The organism is Clostridium tagluense, assembly GCF_003865095.1.
GTDB classification, from domain to species: Bacteria; Bacillota; Clostridia; order Clostridiales; family Clostridiaceae; genus Clostridium_AD; species Clostridium_AD tagluense.
The window spans coordinates 94,598-117,166 of the sequence record NZ_BHYK01000004.1; the positions used below are offsets into that span (position 1 = coordinate 94,598).

21 protein-coding genes and 1 pseudogene are annotated in these 22,569 nt (G+C 30.4%); 6 read left to right on the top strand and 16 right to left on the bottom strand.

Features of this window, described 5'->3' with window-relative positions; genetic code table 11:
- Positions 1–7: 7 nt before the first annotated feature.
- The 3 genes and pseudogenes from Ctaglu_RS04580 to Ctaglu_RS26590 form a co-directional block, all read right to left on the bottom strand.
- The gene (locus Ctaglu_RS04580; protein WP_124998522.1) at positions 8–1,045 is read right to left on the bottom strand and encodes a DUF1835 domain-containing protein; all 1,038 of its coding nucleotides are present in this window, start codon (positions 1,043–1,045) and stop codon (positions 8–10) included.
- Positions 1,046–1,058: 13 nt separating this feature from the next.
- A complete protein-coding gene (locus Ctaglu_RS04585) occupies positions 1,059–1,829 on the bottom strand; it encodes a GNAT family N-acetyltransferase (RefSeq protein ID WP_124998524.1) in 771 nt (256 codons plus the stop codon).
- A 40-nt stretch (positions 1,830–1,869) separates the two neighbouring features.
- A pseudogene (locus Ctaglu_RS26590) lies at positions 1,870–2,160 on the bottom strand (YnaG family membrane protein).
- Positions 2,161–2,403: 243 nt separating this feature from the next.
- Here Ctaglu_RS26590 and Ctaglu_RS04590 point away from each other — a divergent pair.
- Entirely contained in the window at positions 2,404–3,291 is an 888-nt protein-coding gene (locus Ctaglu_RS04590; protein ID WP_124998526.1) for a CPBP family intramembrane glutamic endopeptidase, read from the top strand.
- Positions 3,292–3,315: 24 nt separating this feature from the next.
- On the opposite strand, the gene Ctaglu_RS04595 is transcribed toward Ctaglu_RS04590, so the two are convergent.
- Positions 3,316–4,887, bottom strand: coding sequence for an RNA polymerase sigma factor (locus Ctaglu_RS04595; protein ID WP_124998528.1), 1,572 nt, complete (start codon positions 4,885–4,887; stop codon positions 3,316–3,318).
- A 358-nt stretch (positions 4,888–5,245) separates the two neighbouring features.
- Here Ctaglu_RS04595 and Ctaglu_RS04600 point away from each other — a divergent pair, with 358 nt between their 5' ends.
- Positions 5,246–6,130, top strand: a complete 885-nt coding sequence (locus tag Ctaglu_RS04600; protein WP_233439689.1) for an AraC family transcriptional regulator — start codon at positions 5,246–5,248, stop codon at positions 6,128–6,130.
- A gap of 86 nt (positions 6,131–6,216) precedes the next feature.
- Here Ctaglu_RS04600 and Ctaglu_RS04605 read toward each other — a convergent pair whose 3' ends face one another.
- The 4 genes from Ctaglu_RS04605 to Ctaglu_RS04620 form a co-directional block, all read right to left on the bottom strand.
- A complete protein-coding gene (locus Ctaglu_RS04605) occupies positions 6,217–6,966 on the bottom strand; it encodes an MBL fold metallo-hydrolase (protein ID WP_124998532.1) in 750 nt (249 codons plus the stop codon).
- Positions 6,967–7,376: 410 nt separating this feature from the next.
- Positions 7,377–8,024, bottom strand: a complete 648-nt coding sequence (locus tag Ctaglu_RS04610; RefSeq protein ID WP_124998534.1) for a Type 1 glutamine amidotransferase-like domain-containing protein — start codon at positions 8,022–8,024, stop codon at positions 7,377–7,379.
- Between the two features lie 131 nt (positions 8,025–8,155).
- Positions 8,156–8,734, bottom strand: coding sequence for a DJ-1/PfpI family protein (locus Ctaglu_RS04615; RefSeq protein WP_124998536.1), 579 nt, complete (start codon positions 8,732–8,734; stop codon positions 8,156–8,158).
- A 103-nt stretch (positions 8,735–8,837) separates the two neighbouring features.
- Positions 8,838–9,761 (bottom strand): helix-turn-helix transcriptional regulator, encoded by a 924-nt coding sequence (locus tag Ctaglu_RS04620; protein WP_124998538.1) that lies wholly within the window; start codon positions 9,759–9,761, stop codon positions 8,838–8,840.
- A gap of 943 nt (positions 9,762–10,704) precedes the next feature.
- Here Ctaglu_RS04620 and hflX point away from each other — a divergent pair.
- Positions 10,705–12,519, top strand: coding sequence for a GTPase HflX (gene hflX, locus Ctaglu_RS04625; RefSeq protein ID WP_124998540.1), 1,815 nt, complete (start codon positions 10,705–10,707; stop codon positions 12,517–12,519).
- A 52-nt stretch (positions 12,520–12,571) separates the two neighbouring features.
- Here hflX and Ctaglu_RS04630 read toward each other — a convergent pair whose 3' ends face one another.
- The 7 genes from Ctaglu_RS04630 to Ctaglu_RS04660 form a co-directional block, all read right to left on the bottom strand.
- The gene (locus Ctaglu_RS04630) at positions 12,572–12,970 is read right to left on the bottom strand and encodes a MerR family transcriptional regulator (RefSeq protein ID WP_124998542.1); all 399 of its coding nucleotides are present in this window, start codon (positions 12,968–12,970) and stop codon (positions 12,572–12,574) included.
- An 88-nt stretch (positions 12,971–13,058) separates the two neighbouring features.
- Entirely contained in the window at positions 13,059–14,942 is a 1,884-nt protein-coding gene (locus Ctaglu_RS04635) for an ABC transporter permease (RefSeq protein ID WP_124998544.1), read from the bottom strand.
- Positions 14,939–15,826, bottom strand: a complete 888-nt coding sequence (locus Ctaglu_RS04640; protein ID WP_124998546.1) for an ABC transporter ATP-binding protein — start codon at positions 15,824–15,826, stop codon at positions 14,939–14,941. Before Ctaglu_RS04640 ends, Ctaglu_RS04635 begins: the two co-directional genes overlap by 4 nt.
- A 43-nt stretch (positions 15,827–15,869) precedes the next feature.
- The gene (locus Ctaglu_RS04645; protein WP_124998548.1) at positions 15,870–16,634 is read right to left on the bottom strand and encodes an ABC transporter permease; all 765 of its coding nucleotides are present in this window, start codon (positions 16,632–16,634) and stop codon (positions 15,870–15,872) included.
- Complete coding sequence (locus Ctaglu_RS04650) at positions 16,627–17,547, bottom strand: ABC transporter ATP-binding protein (RefSeq protein ID WP_124998550.1); 921 nt, start codon at positions 17,545–17,547, stop codon at positions 16,627–16,629. The genes Ctaglu_RS04645 and Ctaglu_RS04650 overlap by 8 nt, the downstream gene beginning before the upstream one ends.
- 109 nt (positions 17,548–17,656) lie before the next feature.
- On the bottom strand, positions 17,657–18,568 hold the full coding sequence (locus Ctaglu_RS04655; RefSeq protein ID WP_124998552.1) for a sensor histidine kinase: 912 nt from the start codon (positions 18,566–18,568) through the stop codon (positions 17,657–17,659).
- Positions 18,565–19,266, bottom strand: coding sequence for a response regulator transcription factor (locus Ctaglu_RS04660; RefSeq protein WP_124998554.1), 702 nt, complete (start codon positions 19,264–19,266; stop codon positions 18,565–18,567). Before Ctaglu_RS04660 ends, Ctaglu_RS04655 begins: the two co-directional genes overlap by 4 nt.
- A gap of 122 nt (positions 19,267–19,388) precedes the next feature.
- On the opposite strand from Ctaglu_RS04660, the gene Ctaglu_RS26145 reads away from it, so the two are divergent.
- On the top strand, positions 19,389–19,559 hold the full coding sequence (locus Ctaglu_RS26145) for an IS3 family transposase (protein ID WP_267901260.1): 171 nt from the start codon (positions 19,389–19,391) through the stop codon (positions 19,557–19,559).
- Between the two features lie 231 nt (positions 19,560–19,790).
- Here the strand turns inward: Ctaglu_RS26145 and Ctaglu_RS04670 are convergent, their stop codons facing one another.
- Entirely contained in the window at positions 19,791–20,414 is a 624-nt protein-coding gene (locus Ctaglu_RS04670; RefSeq protein ID WP_124998556.1) for a PepSY domain-containing protein, read from the bottom strand.
- Between the two features lie 416 nt (positions 20,415–20,830).
- Here Ctaglu_RS04670 and Ctaglu_RS04675 point away from each other — a divergent pair, with 416 nt between their 5' ends.
- The gene (locus Ctaglu_RS04675; protein ID WP_124998558.1) at positions 20,831–21,505 is read left to right on the top strand and encodes a response regulator transcription factor; all 675 of its coding nucleotides are present in this window, start codon (positions 20,831–20,833) and stop codon (positions 21,503–21,505) included.
- Positions 21,502–22,524: a sensor histidine kinase gene (locus tag Ctaglu_RS04680; RefSeq protein WP_124998560.1), complete on the top strand. Its 1,023-nt coding sequence runs from the start codon at positions 21,502–21,504 to the stop codon at positions 22,522–22,524. Before Ctaglu_RS04675 ends, Ctaglu_RS04680 begins: the two co-directional genes overlap by 4 nt.
- Positions 22,525–22,569 lie beyond the last annotated feature (45 nt).

Below are 22,569 nucleotides of genomic sequence, written 5' to 3' on the forward strand. Positions count from 1 at the left end.
ATATGTGTTATAACATCTTTTCACCATTTTTTAGATTTCTAACTTGTGGAATAGTTAATCCTGTTTTTTCCGCAATGGTTTCCATATCTAAAACATCAATAAGTTTTTTTGCTATAGTTATTTTTTCTTCCATCCTTCCTTGTTTTTTAGCTTCATTTGTAATTTCTATTTGTTTCTGCAAGCCACCTTCTCTATTTTCCCAAAATTCCATTGCTTTTAAATCATTTCTAATGTATTCAAGTCCTTTTTGTGTTATTTTGATCTCCATTTCCCTCATAACCCCAAATATTCCTTTGAATTCTATCATTCCCAATTCCACAAGCTCTTTTATCCTCCAAAATATGTAGCCATCAGAAATTCGTATTTCACTAAATGCCATTACACTTCCCACAATTCTTGCTGATTTTCTAAATTCCTTTTCTGTATACTTTAATATATCTATATCAAAATAATCATCTTTTACACTTCTTATCTTACCATCTTTAAAAATACGAAGTATTAAATTATCATTTTTTAATGAATTCCACTCATTTAGTAAAGTATCATATTCCTTTAATTCAATTTTTCTTTTTAGTTTAATAAATGACTTTAACTTTTCAGGCATAATTTCTGACATAGAGATATATGTATATAAATCATTTGAAGACTCCTCAATCATATCTGATACATTTATAAGATACATATTGGTGGTTTTATATTTTAAAAGTTCCAAGGTATACAGCATCCCACAAATCTCATTACCGCAGTGTCCATACCATAGATAAATCACATCTGAATCCTTAATTTTCGAAATACTTTTATAGAATTCTCGATAACCTTCCTTCAGATAATTAGACTCTAAGGAAGTAACCTCATCTTTTCCACTAATTCTATTCCACCAATGCATTCTTTCATCTGTGTTTATCCCATCTCTTATCATGCCTTGTGAAATATCATCATCAAAACTAATAACTCCTTTACCTTCCAATAATTTTTTATTATTAATAGCGTATCTCAAACTTCCACCTGCACTTGGTGAAAAACATATATGAATTATATTTTGCATAAATTCCTCCAGTTTATATTGTAAAGTTAAGTATAGTTTTGGACCCAACTTTTAAGAACCCACATTTTTTATACATTTCTTTAGCAGTATCTTCGCTATCTGTTAATACATATACCGTCTCTGCACCAAAATCACTAGAACGTTTTAGCAATTCTTTCAAGACCGAGGTACCAAACCCTTTTCTTTGATATTTCTCTAAAATATCAAAATCTTCAATTTTAGCAGTTTTTTTGTTAAAAAATAACTCGCAGTTACCCATAGGGACTTCATTATGATAACACAGAAAAAAATCAAGATTATTTTCTGCTCTATAAGCCATTGCTTTTCTTTGGATTCTCTTAATTGCGAAATCTTCTCCCATAGCATGTGAATTTGCCTCAATATCAACTCTAATACCATCTTCCATAACATCTTCTGTTTTTGCGGATTTTATAGTGCATTCATTATTTCCACATAAAACATTAAATTTATCTGATGTAATATACATATAATCCTGTATTGTTACTTCAGGTTTAATTTCAAAGGAATTTAATAGCTCACTGCCTATATTAAAGTTATATTCAACTTGCAGGAAGCTTTTGCCTTCTTTCTTACTGCGCATAATCTCTTTTATTATTAGATCATATATTTCCTGTTCAGACATACAGCACTTTACTAAAGTATAGTTATGAGCAAACATATTACAAATATGCTCATCTCTAAACCTAATAATTTTCTCATCTTCAAAGTATTTAGAAAAGCATTTTGTATATTCTATTTCAGTATCTATTAAAAATTTTAACATAATTCAATTCCTTCCATATCTATTATAAAATTTATAATTTCTATACTCCCCAAATGAGAGTTCCTAAATGCCAAAAAAATATTGGCCAAAATAATAATATAAAATTAATTGCTATTAAGAATAAACCTAATTTTGTTTTGTGTTTAATTAATCCAATTGTTCAAAGTATTCCACCAATAATTGCAAACATAGATGGCCCAAAATACAATAATAATCCTTCTAAAGCTGTAGACTGAGTCGGTATTAGTTGAATAAACTCATTTACTAATACCAAAAATGATACTATTAAAATGCCTAATGAGCATTTTGTAAATATGTTTTCTTTTTTCATAGGCTACCTCCTTAAACTATAAATACTTTTCACTTTATTATGCAATTCCAACCTAACTTTATGGAAATTATAGCATATTATTCATATTTATACATTACTGTATTAGAACAAACTGATTTTAAATGCACAATTCTCCTCTTTATTTACTAAAGTGTATTTTTTCCAAAAAATAATTAATTTAGGTCTATTTCAAGTTATTAATTATATAATTAATACATATTTCAAAGTTAAGGAGATGAAACTATGTTTTCAAATGAAACAGGCTTATTTAAACAAACAAAAGCAGCTAAATTTTTACCCCATATAATTTTAGCTCCTATCTTAGCTATTATTTTCATGATTGTGGGTCAGCTTATTGGTGTTATTATGTTTTCATTATTGAGCCCTTTAGTTCATGATTCTATAGCAAAATCACTGTTTTATCTTTCATTTACTTTCCTATTTATATCTTTATTAGTATTTGCCTGGGTAAAATTTATTGAGAAACGTGATATTTCTAGCCTAGGTTTTTGCAAAGAAAATTTTATAAAAAAGTATTTACTTGGTTTTGTTTTTGGATTTATAATGTTTACTGCAGTAATTGTATTACTTTCTATAACTGGTCATGTTGTAGTCGATAAAAATCCAGTAATTCCTGTAGGAATATCTGCTTTAAGTAGCATATTTATTATTTTACCGGGATGGATCATACAAAGTGGAACGGAAGAAGTGGTAACAAGAGGATGGCTTATGAATGTAATAGGCGCAAGGTACAATGTGCCTATAGGTTTATTTGTTTCTTCATCATTATTTGGTTTGCTTCATATATTCAACCAGAATGTAAGTATTATCGCTATTATGAATATTATCCTTGTAGGAATATTCTTCGGGCTTTATGTAATTAGAACCCATAATTTGTGGGGAGCTTGTGGGTTACATTGTGCCTGGAATTGGGCTCAAGGTAATATTTTCGGATTAGAAGTAAGTGGATCAAGTCTAGGTACTGGTAGCTTACTAAAATTAAATTTAACAGGAGCCCAATGGTTTACAGGTGGTGCATTTGGTCCTGAAGCAGGTTTTGCAACAACTATTATTTTATTAATGGGTATAGTTATTGTGTTTGTTATGTTAAAAAAGAAAAGTAGCCTGTAAATTTGCTCAGGCTACTTACTATTTCTATTTCAGTACTGCATACATACCTAGTTTTTCTAAAGAATTAGGTACAACTAAATATCCCTTGGTACACATTTGTTCAGCAATATGTCCAACTGAATCCACTTTATATTTTAGCTGTGAAACTGCAGGACATATATCTAACAATTGCGATGGTGCATGATTTTGTACAACCTTCGTTGACTCAAAAGCCGTTAGTTTTATATTTTCTTTTATTATTTTAATAGCAGGCTCCATTAAATGGACAAAATCATGGTATTGACTTTCAGTAAGCACAGGGAAATTAACATTATATTCTCTATTATTATTTGTAATATAGCCTTCACTAATAAGTTCAGCAAGAACTTCGCTATTATCCTCTTTAATATTATGTCTTGCTGCTCTTATAAGCACATCAATCTTAGAATCTCTTGGATGAAATTCTTGACATTTCTCTATAATTTTAAAATTGCATACATTGATCCAGTCACTATCAGCTTTCACTTCACACTCGCCATATAATCCATTAAACAAATCGTTTGCCCTAGCTTTATTATTCCCCCAAATATACCCGTGAGTGCCATTTGACAATAACGGAAATTCTTCTGTAGTTTCACTTTCCTCCTCTTGTGCCTGAAACAATCCACTCAATAAAGCTATATGAGTTGCTAACCAATAAAGCCTATTTTTATTACAATCAGAGCCTATAAAATTAATCTTTCTTATTTCATCCTGATTTTTTTCAATAAATTGAAAAAGTTCTTCTGCTACTGAACGGTGAATATCCTTTGTTTTTGTATATATCTCTTCTTCACAGCTTTGAGTAAAAATAATTATATTTGTTTGATATCTGGCATTTTGAAGTTGTTTAATTAAATTGTGGTTCATAAGAATTTTAATCTCATCTTCCAAATAAGGAGCTGCAACCCCTAATTCAATACTCATTTCTACTATTGTCATTGGATTATAATATGCAGCTAATAAAATATTTCCTGGTAATTTTCTCTCAAATAGCTCATAATAAAGTTTATATTCCATTTCATTCATCCACACATCCACACTGAAAATTCCGGGATTATAACTTTTTTCTCCATATTCTCTTGTCATATTCATACCTTCTCTCAATATTTTTCTAGATTTGAAGAGCAAATATTTGACCATTTCCAAAGAAATTTGAAGTTCCTGTGAAATTTGGTTACAGCTTTTATTATCAATATAGTACATTATGGTGGCTTTTCTATGACGCTCTGATAACAAAGAAAGCTCTCTTTTTAAAATATTTAGTTCATCATTTTGAACCACTACTGTTTCGGGCATTTCACATAAGCTATCTACCAAGTTTTCATCAATACCATAATGCTCTGTTTTTTTACGCTTACGCAGGTACCCTTTGTACACGTTATTTGCAATAGCCCACATCCAACCATAAAAAGCCTGTTCATCACGAAGTGAATTCGCATTCTTTAAAACTTCCTTCACTATTTCCTGTGATAAATCTTCAGCATCTTCACTGCTAGAAGTCCGCGAAAGACAAAATGCAAATATTGTCTTCATACAATCTGTTATTTTTTCATAAACAACTTGTTGTTTGTCCATATCTCACCAATTCCCTCAATTAATTTTGCGGTCCCTTTATTGTCTTCATATATATAGTGGCGCCATTTATAAAATGGTTAATCAACAAATAAATAAATTTAAATATTCTTTACTCTACTTCAATAATCTTAGTTATAAATCCTTTATAAATCTTTTTTCATAAAAGAAATTAAATAACCTTTATTTTGTTGAATCTACTTTTTATCTTTAACCGGTTTTAGTCCATAATTTCCTTTCCTATTTTCTAATTCCAATATTAACAAATTAGGATAAGAAATTATATTTATAAATGTTATTATATAATTACCCTGCGGGAATTAATGATTTCAAATGAGGTGACTTGATGGAGTATATTAACTTGATTCAAAAAACTATAGATTATATTGATGAGCATATCCAGGATAATATATCTTTAGATACGCTAGCTTCAATTGCAGGTTTTTCAACCTATCATTTTTATAAAATATTCAGTAGTTTTGTCCATATGTCTGTAATGGATTATGTGACAAAAAGAAAACTGCAATTCGCTTTACATGATTTAAGCACTGGAGCAAAGATAATTGATATCGCAATGGATTATGGCTATGAAACTCATGGAGGTTTTAATAAGGCCTTTAAACTTGCTTTTGGTTATCCCCCAAGTCTATACAGACTTCATGCTCCAAAGGGATTACCCCCAAAAATTAATTTAGTATATTTAAGAGAAAATTTAACTGGAGGGATTATTATGGAACCTAAAATAATTGAAATGCCTAGCTTTAAGGTTGTTGGGTATGAATTTAAGAATAACCTTAAAAATATATTACGTTCAAGCGATATTCCAGCATTCTGGGCCCAACGTGGTTTTGATGATAATAATTGTGAAGAGAAATTGTATAAGCAGCTAAATCCGCCAAGGCATGGAGAGTATTGCATCTGTATTAATACCAATATGGCTACTGATGACTTTTCATATCTAATGGCCGTTGGTGTTGATAGCTTTGATAAAGCCACTGATGATATGTGCAAACTAGAGATTCCTGCTGCTACCTATGCGGTATTTACATCGCCACAGGTACATGAAGATGACTTTGTAGCTTCCATAAATGGAACCTGGACCTATATACTTGAGCAATGGTTCCCAAATTCACAATATGAAATTGATGAGGATAAATTTGACTTTGAGCACTATGATGAGCATTGTCATCCCTGGGAATATGATAAAGTTTCAATGAAAATTTATATTCCAATTAAAAGCATATAAAATCTATAAGGACTATCTCAAAAAAATATTTTGAGATAGTCCTTATAGATTAATATCAACAGTCTTTCTAAAAATATGCTTAAATCTTAATCATAAACATATTTATGCGATTTACTATCTAAAAATTCGCAATCACAATCTTGTATAGCTTCTTCGTAGGAAATTCTTCTATTACTGCTTAGGATTGCATTAAAATATGCAATTCTATTATCAATCTCCTTCTCTATTTTCCCCTTACCACTAATTTGTAATCCATGACTTGGTAACAAAGTATAAGCACTGTATTCTTTTAATCTATTTAAAGATTCCAAATGCCTTTTTATACAATTTGGATCTGTTGAGGGTAGTAGTGGCGTGCCATCATTCGAAAACATTAGTTCATCAGCAATATGTATATACTGCTCATTAATTTTTATAATAATAGTACATAATGAATGTCCTGGAAAAGGAATCAATGTAAGCTGATGTTTCCCGAATTTAATACGAAATTGCTCTTCAATTAAGGTTGTTGGAATAAAATACTTATGCTCTTCCCTTTCTGTCCACAGGTCTAGTGTAGTCTTATAATGCTTGCTACCATATAATGATTTTCTTGGCAATACTTTTAGCCCTTGCATATGATCATCATGAAAATGCGAGATGATTATTTTTTCAATATATAGTCCATTGCTTTTCATATCCTGAAGTACCAGTAAAGCTTGCTCCTCATATCCAGTATCTATCAGAAGAACTTTATTATCATTAATTAAAGCTGTTATACTATTTCCAAAGTGATTCCCAGGTAATGGCTGAAACATATATTGTATTATTCCTGGTATTAATTCTCTTTTTAACATTTCGATCAAAACTCCTTAAATCATCATCTGTGATGCTGCAATTAACGACTTCAGAAGGAGATTTAGACTCCCACTGAAGTTTTCTTTTTGTTGTAGCATATTACCCCCACTTATAGAAGTTGGAGGCTTCCTTCTCAAATGTCGTTAAATTCATATAATTTTATATCTAGATATAAATATTGTTCTTACATATGCAAAAGTGCACTTTTATTTTTTGTCTTGACTCTGTTTAAGAATAATGTTGAAATTGAAAGGCAACCTCTCAGGCTGCCTTTATTGCGTCATATTAGAATATTGTGCAAGAAACTTACTGTAGATTATGCTTATACTGTACGCGACCATGAACTTGTCTGTTGCAGAAGTTTTGCATAAAGAAATTAACTCAGTTAAGCCATATCCACTCACCACAACTAAAACGTCTCATCCAACTTCTGAATCTTTGAGTGGGAAATTAAATATACATTGCCTAAAATGTCGATTTTGTCTCCCTTTACACGTACAGCGCAATCTTTGTTCGACGCATAAACATTCATTTCTTCTAATAAGGGAGATAGATCGCCTTGAATATGCGCAATGTTATTTTCAAGATCATAATGAGACAGGACAGAAAAATCGTCAAGGCCGATACCGTCGTAAATAGAGCTTTTTTCACCTTCAGAGCATAACCATTTAGCGGACATATTTATCGCACCAGCACTTGTTCCCATCACAACGGCTCCGCTTTTTTTAATGAAATCCGACAATTCATATTTAATCAAAAGACCGTTCTGTTCAATGTCTTCTCCACCCAACAAGAAAATGACCGAAGCATTTTGAATTAATTTTTGGGCCTCTTCCTTCTGTACGCCATAATCAATTAAGTGATATTCATCAAACATAATGTTGGCCTGGTCAAGCCACGAGCGTTCAGTAGCACCAACTTCCTCATCTTCATGAAGAAATGGATTCCCGCTAATCATAACAAGCGATTTTCTATCAGTTATATCCTCATGCAACAACCTGACCAGCTTCTCAAAAAAACCATCGTTAAACCAACCGAAATAATAGTGTGTTTTCATAAGTACCTCCGTAGTAAAGTTTATATAATATAAATAATCTATAGCACCGCCTTAGAATATAAGTCCGAATTAACTCCATTATACAACAAAAGGATAATATTGGATATAATTGGTGTATATGATTTTCAACACTACTCTTTAACATAGCCTTTATCTTTAATATTTTTAAACCAGTTATAATCATCTTTAATTTCCTCATCATTTTTATAAATATTCATTACTTTGCCAAGTTCAATAGAGAATTCAATAAACGCTTGTCCAATTGAAGTTATACAATTCCCATCTCGAACCACATCCCTATCTACTATAATTATTTTTTCATATATATGCTTATTGCTTTCATCTACTCTAAATCCTTCACCATCACCGTTAGCCTCTTTATTATCAAGCAATCCGTAATATACCATAAGTTCAGTTCCACCACAAATACCTGCAATGAATTTATTTTTTTCATTTAATTTTAAGATAAACTCTTTTAGTTCTGTTTTCTCATAAAGTTGCACAGGGTTTCCACCAGGGATAATAAAAAGATCAATATCATCTGGATTTAATTGTTGTATTGTTTTATCTGGCAAGTATTTTTGGTTTTCTTCACTTATATACACACGATTTTCTAAAGCTACGGAAAAAATATTATTCCTAAACTTAGCAAAGGCAAAAACAACTTCAAATTCACAAAACCCATCATAATAAAGAACACATACATTCATCTCATAACCTTCTTTCTTTTATTTTATAGCTCCCTAAGTATTTTTTTAATTTCTTCAAAGTTCTATTCTTCCATTATAAAACACAATGACTGACACCTATATGTCAGTCATTGTATTTACTGTATATATTTTTTATGTATTCCACCATTTTTTTTCTTAATTTATCTGGCCCTATGACTTCACAGTCGTTACCAAATCCTAAAATAAATTTCTTCAGTCCTTCATCCTCAGGAAAGAAATCTTCAACTATATACGTTCCATTTTCCAAAAGTGTAATTTTTTCTTTTGAAAAATATTCACTTAATTGCCCACCTATTTCACTAGAAAACTTTAATGTAACTAAAATACTATTTTTTTCATAACTTTCACTAAATATTTTTTTTATTTCCTCTTTTGAAATTAGATTTTTTTTAAATACACCGCCTAGCTTCATATTTCTTACTCTAACAAGTTTAAACTTTCTATAGTCTTTTCTTATTGTGCAAAATGCAATAATATACCAATGCCCATCCGTGAATTCTATCTGAATTGGTTCCACTACTCTCTTTAAATATTCCATTTTTCTATTTATATATTCAAACTCCAATATTCTATTTTCTTCAATTGCTTTATTCATAAGGAATAAATATTCTCTAAGTTCTTTCTCCATACTAAAGTGAGACATATCTATACTAAGATTATCACATTCCTTTTTTTCAGTGTTACGTAAAGTTTCAAACTTAAGTACTATATCATTAAATTGTGGGTTGTTCCCGAATAAAAACTTTAGATTATCCATTACAGCAATCAAAGGCTCAATTTCTTTTTTATTAAGAAATAGATTATTTAAAGTATAGTTCTCCATAATATAATAACCTCCACCCTTACCACCGGTAGCTGCTATAGGAACCCCTGCTTCACTTATTTTTTCTATATCACGGTATATTGTTCTTAAAGATACCTCAAAATGTTCGGCAAGTGCTCTTCCTGTTACCAAACCTTTTTGAGAAATAATTATTAAAATTGATAAAAACCTTTCTGCTCTCATAATATAAACGTTCCCTACCTTCCCCTCAGTATTTACAATTTATTAGTTTTTTGTTATATACAAGTGAATATTTATTTCATCAATTGCCAATATATTTCACTGTTATATTTTTTATTATATACTTAATTCATAATAATTTAACCACATTTCAGAAGGAATTCTTTCTCTAATTATCTGATTTGATACAGTAATATTGTTATTTTTATCTTTTAGTAAGTATCCAAACATAAACAAATATCAATTCAAATTTTCAGTAAATTTTCCAATAAAAATCTTCTAGTAAATATTTTTATTTTTACCTAAATTTTCTTTTTATTTTAAAAAAAGTATTTACAACTGAGAAAATTTAGGTTAAAATAAATACATAAAATATATTAAAAACTTCTGAAAGGAGACTGTAAAATGTTAATTTATAAAGATAAGATTAAAGCACACTCAATAAATAAAATATACAGTCTGCTGTCAGTAAATTAGGTATGTTAAGATTTAATATACTATGTTATTTGATGTGTAAAAGTTTTGACCGCAGACTTCATATCTGCGGTTTTGTTATATCTTAAGGAGCCAAGTTAGAAATTGGTTCTATTAAATAGAAATTAAGCTGATTTTTTTTAGTTTTTTCATCTATTTAAATTTATATATAATTACCGCAGAGGAAATCTGCGGTTTTTAGATTTTTATCAATATTTTAGCCGCAAATCAATGCTAAACTTCTATAGTTTACATTGTTTTTGTGGCTTTTATATATTTATGCAACTTCAAAAATAGCTAACACAAATTTACTTTAGGGGGAGTTAGAAATGAGCCTAAAATAATAATATTAATCTGAGCAATAAAGTTAAATTTTTAAATAGGGGGCAAAAAAATGAGGTTAAAACTTTTATAGATAGAAACGAAATTAAGATAATTATATTATAAATATTTTTTGATGGGAGGAAATTATATGATAACAGGAAATATTAATGGAATTAAAAAAATAATACTTGAAAGACTAGAAAACTTATATGAATTAACAATAGATAATGACAGCGTTTTTTCTTATGAATTGGTAAAAGAAATGAATGAAATTAGTAGAATAATAAAAAAAGAACTATGTGTTGTTATTAATAGGCGAGGTAAACTCACTGCTATTTCAGTTGGTAACATCAATAGTGCTGAAATACCTTCTATGGATGCTCCGGGTAAAAAGTTAAGTGGATTTCGGGTAATTCATACCCATCCTACTGGTGATAGCACACTGTCTTCAATGGATACTTCAGCTTTAGTAGACCTAAAATTAGATGCTATTGCTGCAATTGGAGTTAAAGAAAACATGAAAGATGTTAAGATAAATATAGGTTTCTGTGATGTTTACAATAATATCCTAACCTTTAGAGAGCTTGAAACCTTAAACTTAGAAACCTCATTACAATTAAATTTTAGAGATAAAGTAGCTTATATTGATAAAATAACTAGTAACCTAATCAAATATGAAGATGATATAGAAAGAGCTATTTTAGTGGGAACCGATGGCGAAGAAAGTCTTGAGGAGCTTGCCAATCTTGCTGAAGCTTGCAATGTTGCTTCTGTATGCAAGGTGATTCAAAAGAAAAATAAAGTAGACTCTGCTTATTATGCAGGGCAAGGTAAAGTTCAGGAAATAGCACATTTAAAACAGCTAAAAAATGCGAATGTAGTAATATTTGATGATGAGCTATCAAGTTCTCAGGTTAGAAATTTAGAAGAAGTTATTAAATGCAAAGTAATAGATAGAACTACCTTGATCCTAGATATATTTGCAAGACGTGCTAAGAGCAAGGAAGGTATACTGCAAGTTGAGCTTGCTATTCTTAATCATAAACTTCCTAGATTAAGAGATGCAAATGCAAACCTTGCAAGAATTAAAGGCGGTGTCGGGGTAAAAGGTGGCGTTGGCTCAAGGGGCCCTGGAGAAAAAAAGCTTGAAACTGATAGAAGACACATAGAATACAGAATAGAAGAAATAAAAAATACGCTGTCTAAAGTGATAGAGCAAAGAATTGTCCAAAAAACAAAACGAACTAAAAATAATATCAGCAAGGTAGCTATTGTGGGCTACACTAATGCAGGTAAATCAACTTTAAGAAACAAGCTCTGTGAAATTTCTTCATCCAATAATATAAATAAACAAGACGTTCTAGAAGCTGACATGCTTTTTGCAACATTAGATACTACCGTTAGAGCTATAACTTTAAGCGACAACCGAAAAATTGCTTTATCGGATACCGTTGGTTTTATCAGTAAGCTTCCTCATGAGCTTGTTAACGCCTTTAAATCCACCTTAGAAGAAGTTACCTCCGCTGATTTACTTTTACATGTGGTGGATGCGGCCAATGAAGAGGCAATAAAACAAATACAATCAGTAAACATAGTTCTTAATGAACTTAATGCTAAAGATAAAAACACTATAGTTGTTTTAAACAAAGTTGATAAAGCCTCCCATAAAAATTTAAAGGGAATACGTGATTTCTTAAAAGGTAAAAAAATAATAGAAGTCAGCGCTCTAAAGGAACTAAATTTACATGAATTGCTGCATATTATAGGTAGAGAAATTCCGATTAAATTAATAGAAAAAGAATTTATTATCCCTTATGATGAGCAAAAATTAATTTCATTACTTCATGAAAATTCCAATGTTATTAGTGAGGATTATATTGAAGGAGGCACTCATATCAAAGCTTTGGTTCACGAAGAAATCTATAAAAAATGTATGAACTTTGAGCTGCCAGCTTTATCTTAACAAAAAGGACTCCTTAAAATTAAGGAGTCCTTCAATTATAATAACATCTATTCTATAGACGCTTTTCCCCTATGGACAATTCTAAGGTTTCGCGAAGTAGCTTTATATGTTCTCCCGCAGTATCATAATCAGTTAAATTTTTGTCGATAATGTTTAAAATAATTAATCTACTTTTTTCTAAATCGTCAATATCTTTATCTATTCTGGAAAGAGCCTGTCTCATAACTTCAGGAATACTTTTGTTACCAGAAGTCACAGTTTTGATTTGCGCAATGGAAATATCCACTGCTCTAAGTGCCCCTATCAAATTAAGCTTTATAACATCTTGACAAGTGTACTCTCTATAATTATTTTCAATATTTTTTAAAGGTGTAATTAAGCCTTCACTTTCGTAATACTTTATTGCCCTTTTAGTTAATCCAGTTTTTTCAGTAGCAGCTTTTATGTTCATACAGCAACCCTCCCTTGTAATTCAATTTTAAACCTGACAGTAAGGTACATGTCAATGCTTTTTATAGTATAGTTGTTTAGCTAGTACATTAATAATTGCCTAAGGGAGATAGTTTACTTGAACAATATATTAGCCACTTGTTTATGATAAAAATTAAAAATGATATACCTGCAAAAACAATTGCGCTTTTCCACCATAGCGCAGGATCTTGATTAATATTTGTATAAGATAAATTTGAAATATAAATATTAAATATGGAATATCTATTAGCAACTGCATTGGAAAGAAAAATTGCATTGATTAAAAAGCCTCCAACTATTCCTCCTATACCAGTACAGAAAAAATTGGAAATTGTCATGGAACACACCCCGAAAAAAAGCGAACATGACATGCAAGTAATAATTGTCTTAAAATAGCTCGTTAAAATAACCGTACCCATAATAATATTATTATCTGGTTTATTAACCAAAAATAAATCAATAAAAAATATAACATTAACCATTATGAATATAAAACATAAGTTGATAACTATTCTTCTAGCCATGATTCCCAATTTATTTCTATCCGTTAAATAAAAATTATCCATAGTTTTATGTGAATATTCTATGCTGTAAATATTTGCAAATATAATTACTGATGCCCATGCTACAGTTCCTAACATTGACATTCCTATCTCTGTTACCCCCTTGTTGGCAGTAAGCATTATACTTATAGTAGAAAGTAGTAATATAAATGCAATGGATAATTGAATTGGTGAGGCAGCTATTTTTGCATTATATTTTACAAACGCAAAAGCTCCAATGTTTTTGGGAGGATTTAAATACTTTATTGAACTAACATGAGAAAATTTGAACTTTCTACTTCGTTTTCTAGCCTCGCTGGTTCTAGCCCAAATATGACAAGATGCTAAAATGAAAATCACACCTAAAATACAAAGCCCAATACGATTGATAATATAGGCTTGCATTTGCCTCGGTGGAACTAACTGATAAAATTTATCGTATGATATAATTGGGGCAAGCCACATCCATTGTACTGAGGTACCATCCGGTAATTTTGTTGTCATCATAGAAGATAATATAGTTATAAAAAAAAGGGGTATTGCAGCAAATCCATTTCGGAATATAAGAGAAATTAAAACCATAAGACTTGCATAGAATAAAACAGTTGGAACGGTATAGAATAATATATTTGTCCATAATGCACCTAGATATAAGGGCATTCCCCCTTTACAGCAAAATATTATCTCCCATATGCTAAAAATCATAGTATTAAATGCTATTGCAAATAAGCACATTGAAAATGCACCTGTAAATCTTGCAGTAATATAGGTTATCTTTGATATTGGCTTTGAAAGTAACAGTTCATGCAAAGATGGTTGCAGTTCCTTTTGGAAAAGAAATGCAAAAAAGAGTATAAAGATCATTGATACATACATAGCAGTATCTTGGGCATATTGCCGTGCAAAAGAAGTAGCAAATGTTTGATTTGTTTTATGTAAATAACTCATAAATTCAGAATATGTTGCGTCCAGTTTATCCGCACTCATCGTATAAGTATTGTAAAGCCTATCTTGACTGTATTCCTTAACTGATGGGAATTTCTGATACATCTGCCTCTGAACCTCTCTAAGACTATCCCTTGTCCATGTTTCTCGAGAATAAATTTTTAGTGATAGCCATTCAATAATTTTATCTGAATCCTGCTTGTTACTAATTATAAATCCATTAGAAATCTGTTTTATAAAATAAGTATTTCGCTCTTTACCTGAAACAGGTATTGAAACGTCACCTGCTGTACTGGAGCTTAATATACTAATTAAATCTGCTGGTGTCTTAAGCTTATAATGATTAAAATATTTAATACTAGCACTAATAGATAACACTAGTAGCATACAAGTTAATATCCAAAAAAATTTACTCTTAGCTTGGATTTTTATTTCAAAACCAACAATTTCTAACCAGGCTCTCATTTACTCACCTTCTTATGTAGTGTATTTCTTACATAAATATAAGCATCTTCTATGTTAGGATTTTCAGCTACCGAATCTTCTACTTTAAAATCACTTATAAAACGAACACATATACCTTTGCTGGTGTAAACACTATTTGTAATAATATGTTGCTTGCTAAATTGAATTAGTTCAGCTTCATTCTGCACATTTTTTGTAAACACATGATTGTTTGCAATATTAATTAATTCAGGAACTGATCCAGTAAATATTATTTCACCTTTTTCCATGATAGCTAGCTTATTACAAATGCTTGCGACGTCTTCTACTACATGAGTCGATAGGATTATAGTACGCCCTTTAGAAATCTTGCTTATAAGCATTCGAATTCTAATCCGCTCTTCTGGATCAAGACCAGTAGTCGGTTCATCTACTACTATTAGATTAGGATTATTTAGCATTGCTTGAGCTAATCCTACCCTACGCTTCATTCCGCCTGATAGCTGCCTTATTTTCTTATTAGCATGTTCTTCTAGATTCGTTTCTTCTAGTAGTATGGCAATCTGTTTCTTCCTATCTGAAAGACTCATAAGCGATAATATTCCAAAGTAATCTAAGGTTTCACGAACTGTTAAGTTTGGATGAAGTCCAAGTTCTTGAGGTAAATACCCAATGTTACATCTTGTTTTTGAGGCGTTTTTTGAATTAATAATTGTACCATCTATATTAACTGTACCACTAGTTTGATTCATTAACGTTACAAGAATTCGCATTAAAGTGGTTTTTCCTGCACCATTTTCACCCAAAAGTCCAAAAACTCCTTCACCAATGGATAAAGATATATTATCAAGGGCTTTTGTGCCCTTGTGATACTGCATTTCTAAATTAGACACTTCAATAAACATGCTTTATACCTCTCCCTTTTTGTCTATTCATAATTCTATTGAGCTAAGTAATATCAGTCTTTAAATAATATGTAATACACATTACAATTCCAATTACAAAGGTTAAAACTGCAATCACTATGCATGCATTTGATAATGGAACCGAATTATTTATTATCATTATATCTTGCCTATAAATATTAGTTTTGAAAGAATTTGTCAGTATTTGTATTGGGTACGTAAATGGAATGTACTCTATAATCTCTAACTTAAGCATGGATACATACATATTAAATGCAGTTATAATCCCCCCATAAACCATTGGTATAATTATATTTCTGCTTACTTGCGCTATAAAAATAGCAATTGGCAAAATAGCATATTGGGCAAGTAAAATGTAAAGATTCATTTTTAAATGACCTAGGACTATTCCCCTAGTAAGTGACTCATGAGGAACTAGTAATCCTGCCAAAACACTAACTAAAAGCTGCAAGATTATAATACACCCTGTCATTATTAATATTGCTAAGAACTTTGATATAAATATTTTTGTCCTGCTAATAGAGTAGGAAAATAGTGTTTGAGCAGTATTATAAGAGAATTCTCTTGTGTAAATATATGAAGAAATAAATGCATACATAGGTAGATTAATCAATGCTGTTGTGCTTATTTCTTCTTGAAAAAGATACATATCCCAGATTATTAACTTATACTCAGCATGCCATTTTATATATAATAATATTGGTGGAAGTAAAATTATTATAGCTAAAGCTAAAAATAAATGTGATTTCTTTAACTTTAAAAATTCACAATAAATAAGATTAAACATTAACCTCTCCCCCTGTTAGCCTTACAAAATAATCTTCTAGGTTGTCTACACTAAGCTGCAGCTCATGCAATTCCAAATCATTGTTAATGAATAGTTTAGCTATTTGTGACCCCTTATCAAGATTTTCATATATTCTTAACACATTTTTTTCTACTACATCAAAATCCTTAATATTAAGTTTGTTTTCAAGTAAGAAACAAGCTTTCTTATCATCACTTACTTTTACTCTAAGATATTTTCTGCTTCTTCTCTGAAGCTCCCTATAGTCTATTTCTTCAAGTAATTTCCCCCTATGGATAACTCCTATTTTTGTTGCTAGATGTTCAATCTCACTTAAAATATGGCTTGATATAAGAATAGTTATGCCCTTTTTATTTCTTAGTTCTAACAGTATTTTCCTAATATCCTTTATACCAAGGGGATCTAATCCATTAGTTGGTTCATCTAAAATAAGTAGTTCTGGCTTATGTAGTATTGCTCTTGAGATACCAAGTCTTTGCTTCATACCTAGAGAGTAATTCTTAACCTTTTTATTCTTAATTTCATCAGAATTTAGTCCCACTATTTCCAAGGCTTCTTTTATATACTCTGTATTTTCTATACCCGCCATTCTTCTATGTATCTCTAAATTTTCCCCTCCAGTTAAATTTGGATAGAATCCAGGATACTCTATTAATGAACCTATCTTTTTATAAACTCCTTTAGAATAATTATTCTGTCCAAACAGTTCAACCTCTCCTGATGAAATTCTTATAAGTCCCATAAGCATTCTTAAAGTGGTAGTTTTTCCTGCACCATTCTGTCCTAAAAATCCATATATCTCCCCCTTTTCTATATTAATATTTAAACTATCTACTACGGGTACGCCCTTATATTTCTTAGTTAAATTATGCGTTCTTATTGCATATTCCACAAAATCACCTCATTACATATTAAAAGGACTATGCTTTAATAATAAACCATAATCCTTAACTCCTATTTACACACTTCTTACAGGTTTCTTAACTTTTTAATTAAGAATCTTACGGGATATCCCTAAGTGTTATCTTAAATGTTGTTTTTTCATAGGGCTTACTACTAACTTCAATTACACCACCATGCTTTTCTACTAATTTTTTTACTATAGTTAATCCCAGACCGCTACCCTTTTGTCTATTATTTCTTGATTTATCCACTGAATATAAGCGTTTAAAAATATAGGGTATTTCCTCCTGTGGTATTCCTATACCCCTATCCCATATTTCCAAAACTACACCATCCGTTTTTTTCTCTAAACCCACCCCAATTACTTTTCCCTCAGCTCCATACCTTAGAGCATTAGCTATTAGATTTCGCAACACTCTATAAATAGCCCCTTCATCACAATTTATAAATATATCCACACTTGGAATATCTATTGCTAATTCAATACCATTAATTTCGAAATCCTTTAAAAAAGATAATACACACTGTCTTATAATTTCAGTGATATTTACTCTTTTAAAAGTTAGCACAACATCACTAGCATCAAACTTTGATAAACTAAAAAATTCTTCAATTAACCCCCTTAAGATTTCGCCCTTTGTACTTATTACCTCTAAATATTCCCTGCGTTCTTCACCACTTAGGCTATTATCATCCCTCAACATTTCAATGTATCCTAGCATTGTTGTGAGTGGCGTCCTAAAATCATGGGATATATTCGATATCATCTTTTTTCTGTCCTCTTCATATTCTTTGTTCAATGAAACTATTTTTTGGAATTCATCTATAAGCCTATTCAAATTAATGATTAAATCTTTAACTGTAGTGTTATAGTCATAAATTCTAATTCTTTCATTAAAATTCCCCTTCGTAACCTCCTTTATATTTACGGAAATACTATGTATTTTTATATTTTGAAATACTATAACTAAAGCTAAAATAATAGTTATGGTCACAAATATATATATCATTTTAAACTCCCCAGCCTGTATCCTATTCCCCAGACAGTCTCTATATATTGTGGCTTGTCAGGGTTGTCTTCAATTTTGCTTCTTAGTCTCCTGATATGAACCATCACAGTATTATCATCCCCCATATATTCTTCTCCCCAAACAGAGCTAAATATTTGAGCCTTTGTAAACACTTTATTTGGATTCTTAAAAAATAACTTTAATAGCTCATATTCCTTCGCCCTAAGAGTAATCGTTTTGTCTTTTTTTATAGCTGTATAATTCTCTAAATCAAATTTTATTTCTCCATACTCTATGGTATTCCCCCTAATATCATTGCTTGAACTATAATACATATATCTTCTAAGCAGAGCCTTTACTCTTGCAATAAGCTCTGCTATTGCAAAAGGCTTTACTAAATAATCATCTGCACCAAGCCCGAGACCTATGATTTTATCATTCTCTTCAACTTTTGCAGATACCATAAGTATAGGTACCATACTTTTCATTCGTATTCTTCTCATTACCTCCATTCCATCAATTTCTGGGAGCATAATATCTAAAATAAATAATTTAAAATTTTCTCTTTCCCAAACATTAAGCGCCTCTTGTCCATCAAATGCACAGGAAACACCATAGCCTTCCTTAGTCAAAGCTCTTTTTATCATATTACTTATAGCCTCATCATCTTCAACTATTAAAATTTTAATATCTTCCATCGTAAGCCACCTCTTTAATTCTCTAACTGACTAGTTTGAGTTAATTACAAATATACCTAAATTTCACTGTTATATTTGTCATTATATACTTAATTCATAATAATTTAAATAATAGGGGTACAATTGTTGAAATTGAGAAAGGAATATTTAATCCTTCTTTAAAATCGGCTTTTAAAATTTCTAATTACTTTGGTAAGAGTGTTGATGAATATATCATCTTCTATAATACCAAGAGATTGCAAAAAAGATTAAACGGCCTTAGCCCCATGGATTATAGGACTTTAGCCGCTTAAGTCAATTTTTATTATCTCTACTGTCTAATTGACAGGGTGCATTTCAAATTTTATTTCAAACTATATATTACGATAATAAACTACGTATTACAAAAATATAATCTGCCTTCATAATCTTGGACTATATCAACTAATCCTAGCATTATGGCTAATGACAGCAAACATAAAATCAAAAATTATTATTTGCTATTAGATCATTTATGTCATATTTGTTTTATTATAGTTCTATCTTCAGCATTTATGTTGTATTTGTTTTATTATAGTTCCATCTTCAGCATTTATATAAAAGTGCCAATATCCTCGTTCTGGAAATACGAAACTTAATGAAACTACATAAATTGGAACATACTCATCATTTATATTTCGTAAGTAAAGTTTTGAATTTACAGCTGAACAATAATCATCAAATATAACTTTTGATCTTGCAATTTCAATAGCTATGTTTTCACCTATAAAACGCTCTTTATTGATTTTAGCATTTTTTGCGTTAGCATCATATTTACCATTCATACAATATACTTCTCCGTTTTGGTTAAAATGAATGATATATTCATTACCAAATACCGGAATATCTTTTACCATTTGTTGAGTTTTAATGTGTGTAAGCCCCAAGCTGTCCTCGCTTGATTTTAATTCTGCTAATTCGTTCATAGAATCTTCAATTCCATAGTTGTTTTCTCTAAAGAATTGATGTACACCTTCCATGTCCTTTGATAATTGTTTTGATAATTGTCCTGTTAAAAATACTGGTGGTTTAATTAGTGATTCATCACTCTTGGCTTGTACAGGAAGTGCAAAAGCTGAGAATAATAATGATGAAGCAATAACTAAAGAAACTATTTTTTTCGATGACAAAATAAAAACCCCCTTATAATCTTATAGTTTTATGATAAACTACATATTACCATTATAAACTACATATTACATTATAGACTACATATTACAAATATGTAACTTAAATATTTCGACACTTAGCTACATTTTTCTGTGTCAATGGTGGAGTGGGTTAACCATTACTTGATTAACCCACTCCGTACAGAATGGTTGCGAAATTCACAACCCAGACCCCTACAAAACCAGGCAAGAGATTCTATGCATGAAACATCCTCATATCAAAGCTTTGATATTTATATATATAGATTTATTGTATAAATAAATGTTACAATTATACTAAACAGGACAAGATTGGACTTAGTAATCTCAATTTTATATAACATAATATTAGGCGAAACTGCATATTAAAGTTTCACCTTATTTTAGGGGTGTAAAAAATGTATAAGATAATGATAGTTGAGGATGACAAAGCACTGTGCACCAATATGAATGAAATGTTGATAAAATGGGGTTTTGATGCGGTGGCTGTGGATAACTTTGAAAACATAACTGCAGAGTTTGCTGCCAAGGAGCCTCATTTGATTATTATGGATGTAAACCTACCTTATTTTGATGGGTTTTACTTTTGTAATAAAATTCGCGAAATATCAAAGGTGCCTATCGTATTTGTTTCTTCCAGGGATACAAATATGGATATTATTATGGCCATGAATACTGGGGGTGATGATTATATAACCAAGCCCTTTTCTATGGATATTTTAATTGCTAAAATAAATGCACTACTTAGAAGAGCATATTCTTATGGTGAGCAACCTTCTGATTTAATAGAATGTGATGGAGTAATCCTAAACTTAATGGAAAATACTCTTTTATATAAAGAAGATAAAATGGAACTTACAAAAAATGAGTTTAAAGTAATGCTACTGCTTATGAAAAACAGGGGAAAGACCATATCTAGGGAGAAGATAATGAGAGCACTTTGGGATGATGATAATTTTATTAATGATAATACTCTCACAGTAAATATTAACAGGCTTCGCACTAAACTTTGCGACATTGGCCTTAAGGATTATATCGTTACTAAAAAAGGATATGGGTACATGCTACTATGAATATGATGGTGGCATATATAAAAAATTCTACCTTAAAGATATTATATTTCATCTGCATTCTCTTTACTATAAATATAGTCCTATTGTGTAGCAAGCCTATTAATTCACAGTTTACTGATATAGCCTACATGGATTTTTTACTGCTTTTTATATCATTAATCTTTGCATTTATTGATTATAAAAGGTGGCATCATAGTTATAAGGAACTTTGCGAAGCTATAAATAAAGAAGATAATATAGATGCAAGCCTGCCTAGTAACAGTTACTATTTTGAAGTTCAGATTATGAAAGACATAATTAATCTTAAAAATGCTGAAATGGATGGGAAGGTTCAAGAAGTAAAGTCAGCTCTTGAGGAAATGGATGATTATATAACAAAGTGGGTTCATGAAATAAAAATACCTGTTTGTGTATGCGAGCTCCTTTCTGATAAAATAGAAGAAATAGATGTATCAGAAGATCTTATACTTGAATTTAACAGGATAAAATTTCTTATCAATCAGGTGCTATATACAAGTCGCGCCTCTAGCTATTCGGAAGATTTACAAATCAATGAAATTAATATTCAGCGGCTAGTTAAAGAAGTTGTAAAAAGAAATGCTACCCTTTTCATATCAAAAAATATAAGTTTAGAACTTGGAAATATAAACTATACTGTTATATCAGATGAAAAATGGCTTTCATATATTATTGATCAGCTTATTAATAATGGTTGCAAATATGTACCTAAGAATGGAAAAATAAATATTTATGCTAAAGAGGAAGATAAGGTTATTGTGCTTTATGTTAAAGATAGTGGTATGGGAATAAAAACGAAAGACATAAATAGAATATTTGACAGAGGTTTTACAGGCGAAAATGGAAGAAGCCTCGCAAAATCTACAGGCATGGGTTTATATTTATCTAAAAAGATGGCTCATAAACTAAGTCATGATATATATGTTCAATCTAAGGAAGGAAAGGGTACAGAATTTAGCATATGTTTTTATAAACTATCAGATTACTTTAAGGTTACATAAATGTAACCTTAAAGTACTAAATGTAACCTATATTCAATGGCAGGC

Excerpts from the sequence above, each read along its gene's own strand:
- Ctaglu_RS04580 (WP_124998522.1), bottom strand. The coding sequence starts at position 1,045 with ATGCAAAATATAATTCATATATGTTTTTCACCAAGTGCAGGTGGAAGT.
- Ctaglu_RS04585 (WP_124998524.1), bottom strand. The coding sequence starts at position 1,829 with ATGTTAAAATTTTTAATAGATACTGAAATAGAATATACAAAATGCTTT.
- Ctaglu_RS04590 (WP_124998526.1), top strand. The coding sequence starts at position 2,404 with ATGTTTTCAAATGAAACAGGCTTATTTAAACAAACAAAAGCAGCTAAA.
- Ctaglu_RS04595 (WP_124998528.1), bottom strand. The coding sequence starts at position 4,887 with ATGGACAAACAACAAGTTGTTTATGAAAAAATAACAGATTGTATGAAG.
- Ctaglu_RS04605 (WP_124998532.1), bottom strand. The coding sequence starts at position 6,966 with ATGTTAAAAAGAGAATTAATACCAGGAATAATACAATATATGTTTCAG.
- Ctaglu_RS04610 (WP_124998534.1), bottom strand. The coding sequence starts at position 8,024 with ATGAAAACACACTATTATTTCGGTTGGTTTAACGATGGTTTTTTTGAG.
- Ctaglu_RS04615 (WP_124998536.1), bottom strand. The coding sequence starts at position 8,734 with ATGAATGTATGTGTTCTTTATTATGATGGGTTTTGTGAATTTGAAGTT.
- Ctaglu_RS04620 (WP_124998538.1), bottom strand. The coding sequence starts at position 9,761 with ATGAGAGCAGAAAGGTTTTTATCAATTTTAATAATTATTTCTCAAAAA.
- hflX (WP_124998540.1), top strand. The coding sequence starts at position 10,705 with ATGATAACAGGAAATATTAATGGAATTAAAAAAATAATACTTGAAAGA.
- Ctaglu_RS04630 (WP_124998542.1), bottom strand. The coding sequence starts at position 12,970 with ATGAACATAAAAGCTGCTACTGAAAAAACTGGATTAACTAAAAGGGCA.
- Ctaglu_RS04635 (WP_124998544.1), bottom strand. The coding sequence starts at position 14,942 with ATGAGAGCCTGGTTAGAAATTGTTGGTTTTGAAATAAAAATCCAAGCT.
- Ctaglu_RS04640 (WP_124998546.1), bottom strand. The coding sequence starts at position 15,826 with ATGTTTATTGAAGTGTCTAATTTAGAAATGCAGTATCACAAGGGCACA.
- Ctaglu_RS04645 (WP_124998548.1), bottom strand. The coding sequence starts at position 16,634 with ATGTTTAATCTTATTTATTGTGAATTTTTAAAGTTAAAGAAATCACAT.
- Ctaglu_RS04655 (WP_124998552.1), bottom strand. The coding sequence starts at position 18,568 with ATGATATATATATTTGTGACCATAACTATTATTTTAGCTTTAGTTATA.
- Ctaglu_RS04660 (WP_124998554.1), bottom strand. The coding sequence starts at position 19,266 with ATGGAAGATATTAAAATTTTAATAGTTGAAGATGATGAGGCTATAAGT.
- Ctaglu_RS04675 (WP_124998558.1), top strand. The coding sequence starts at position 20,831 with ATGTATAAGATAATGATAGTTGAGGATGACAAAGCACTGTGCACCAAT.
- Ctaglu_RS04680 (WP_124998560.1), top strand. The coding sequence starts at position 21,502 with ATGAATATGATGGTGGCATATATAAAAAATTCTACCTTAAAGATATTA.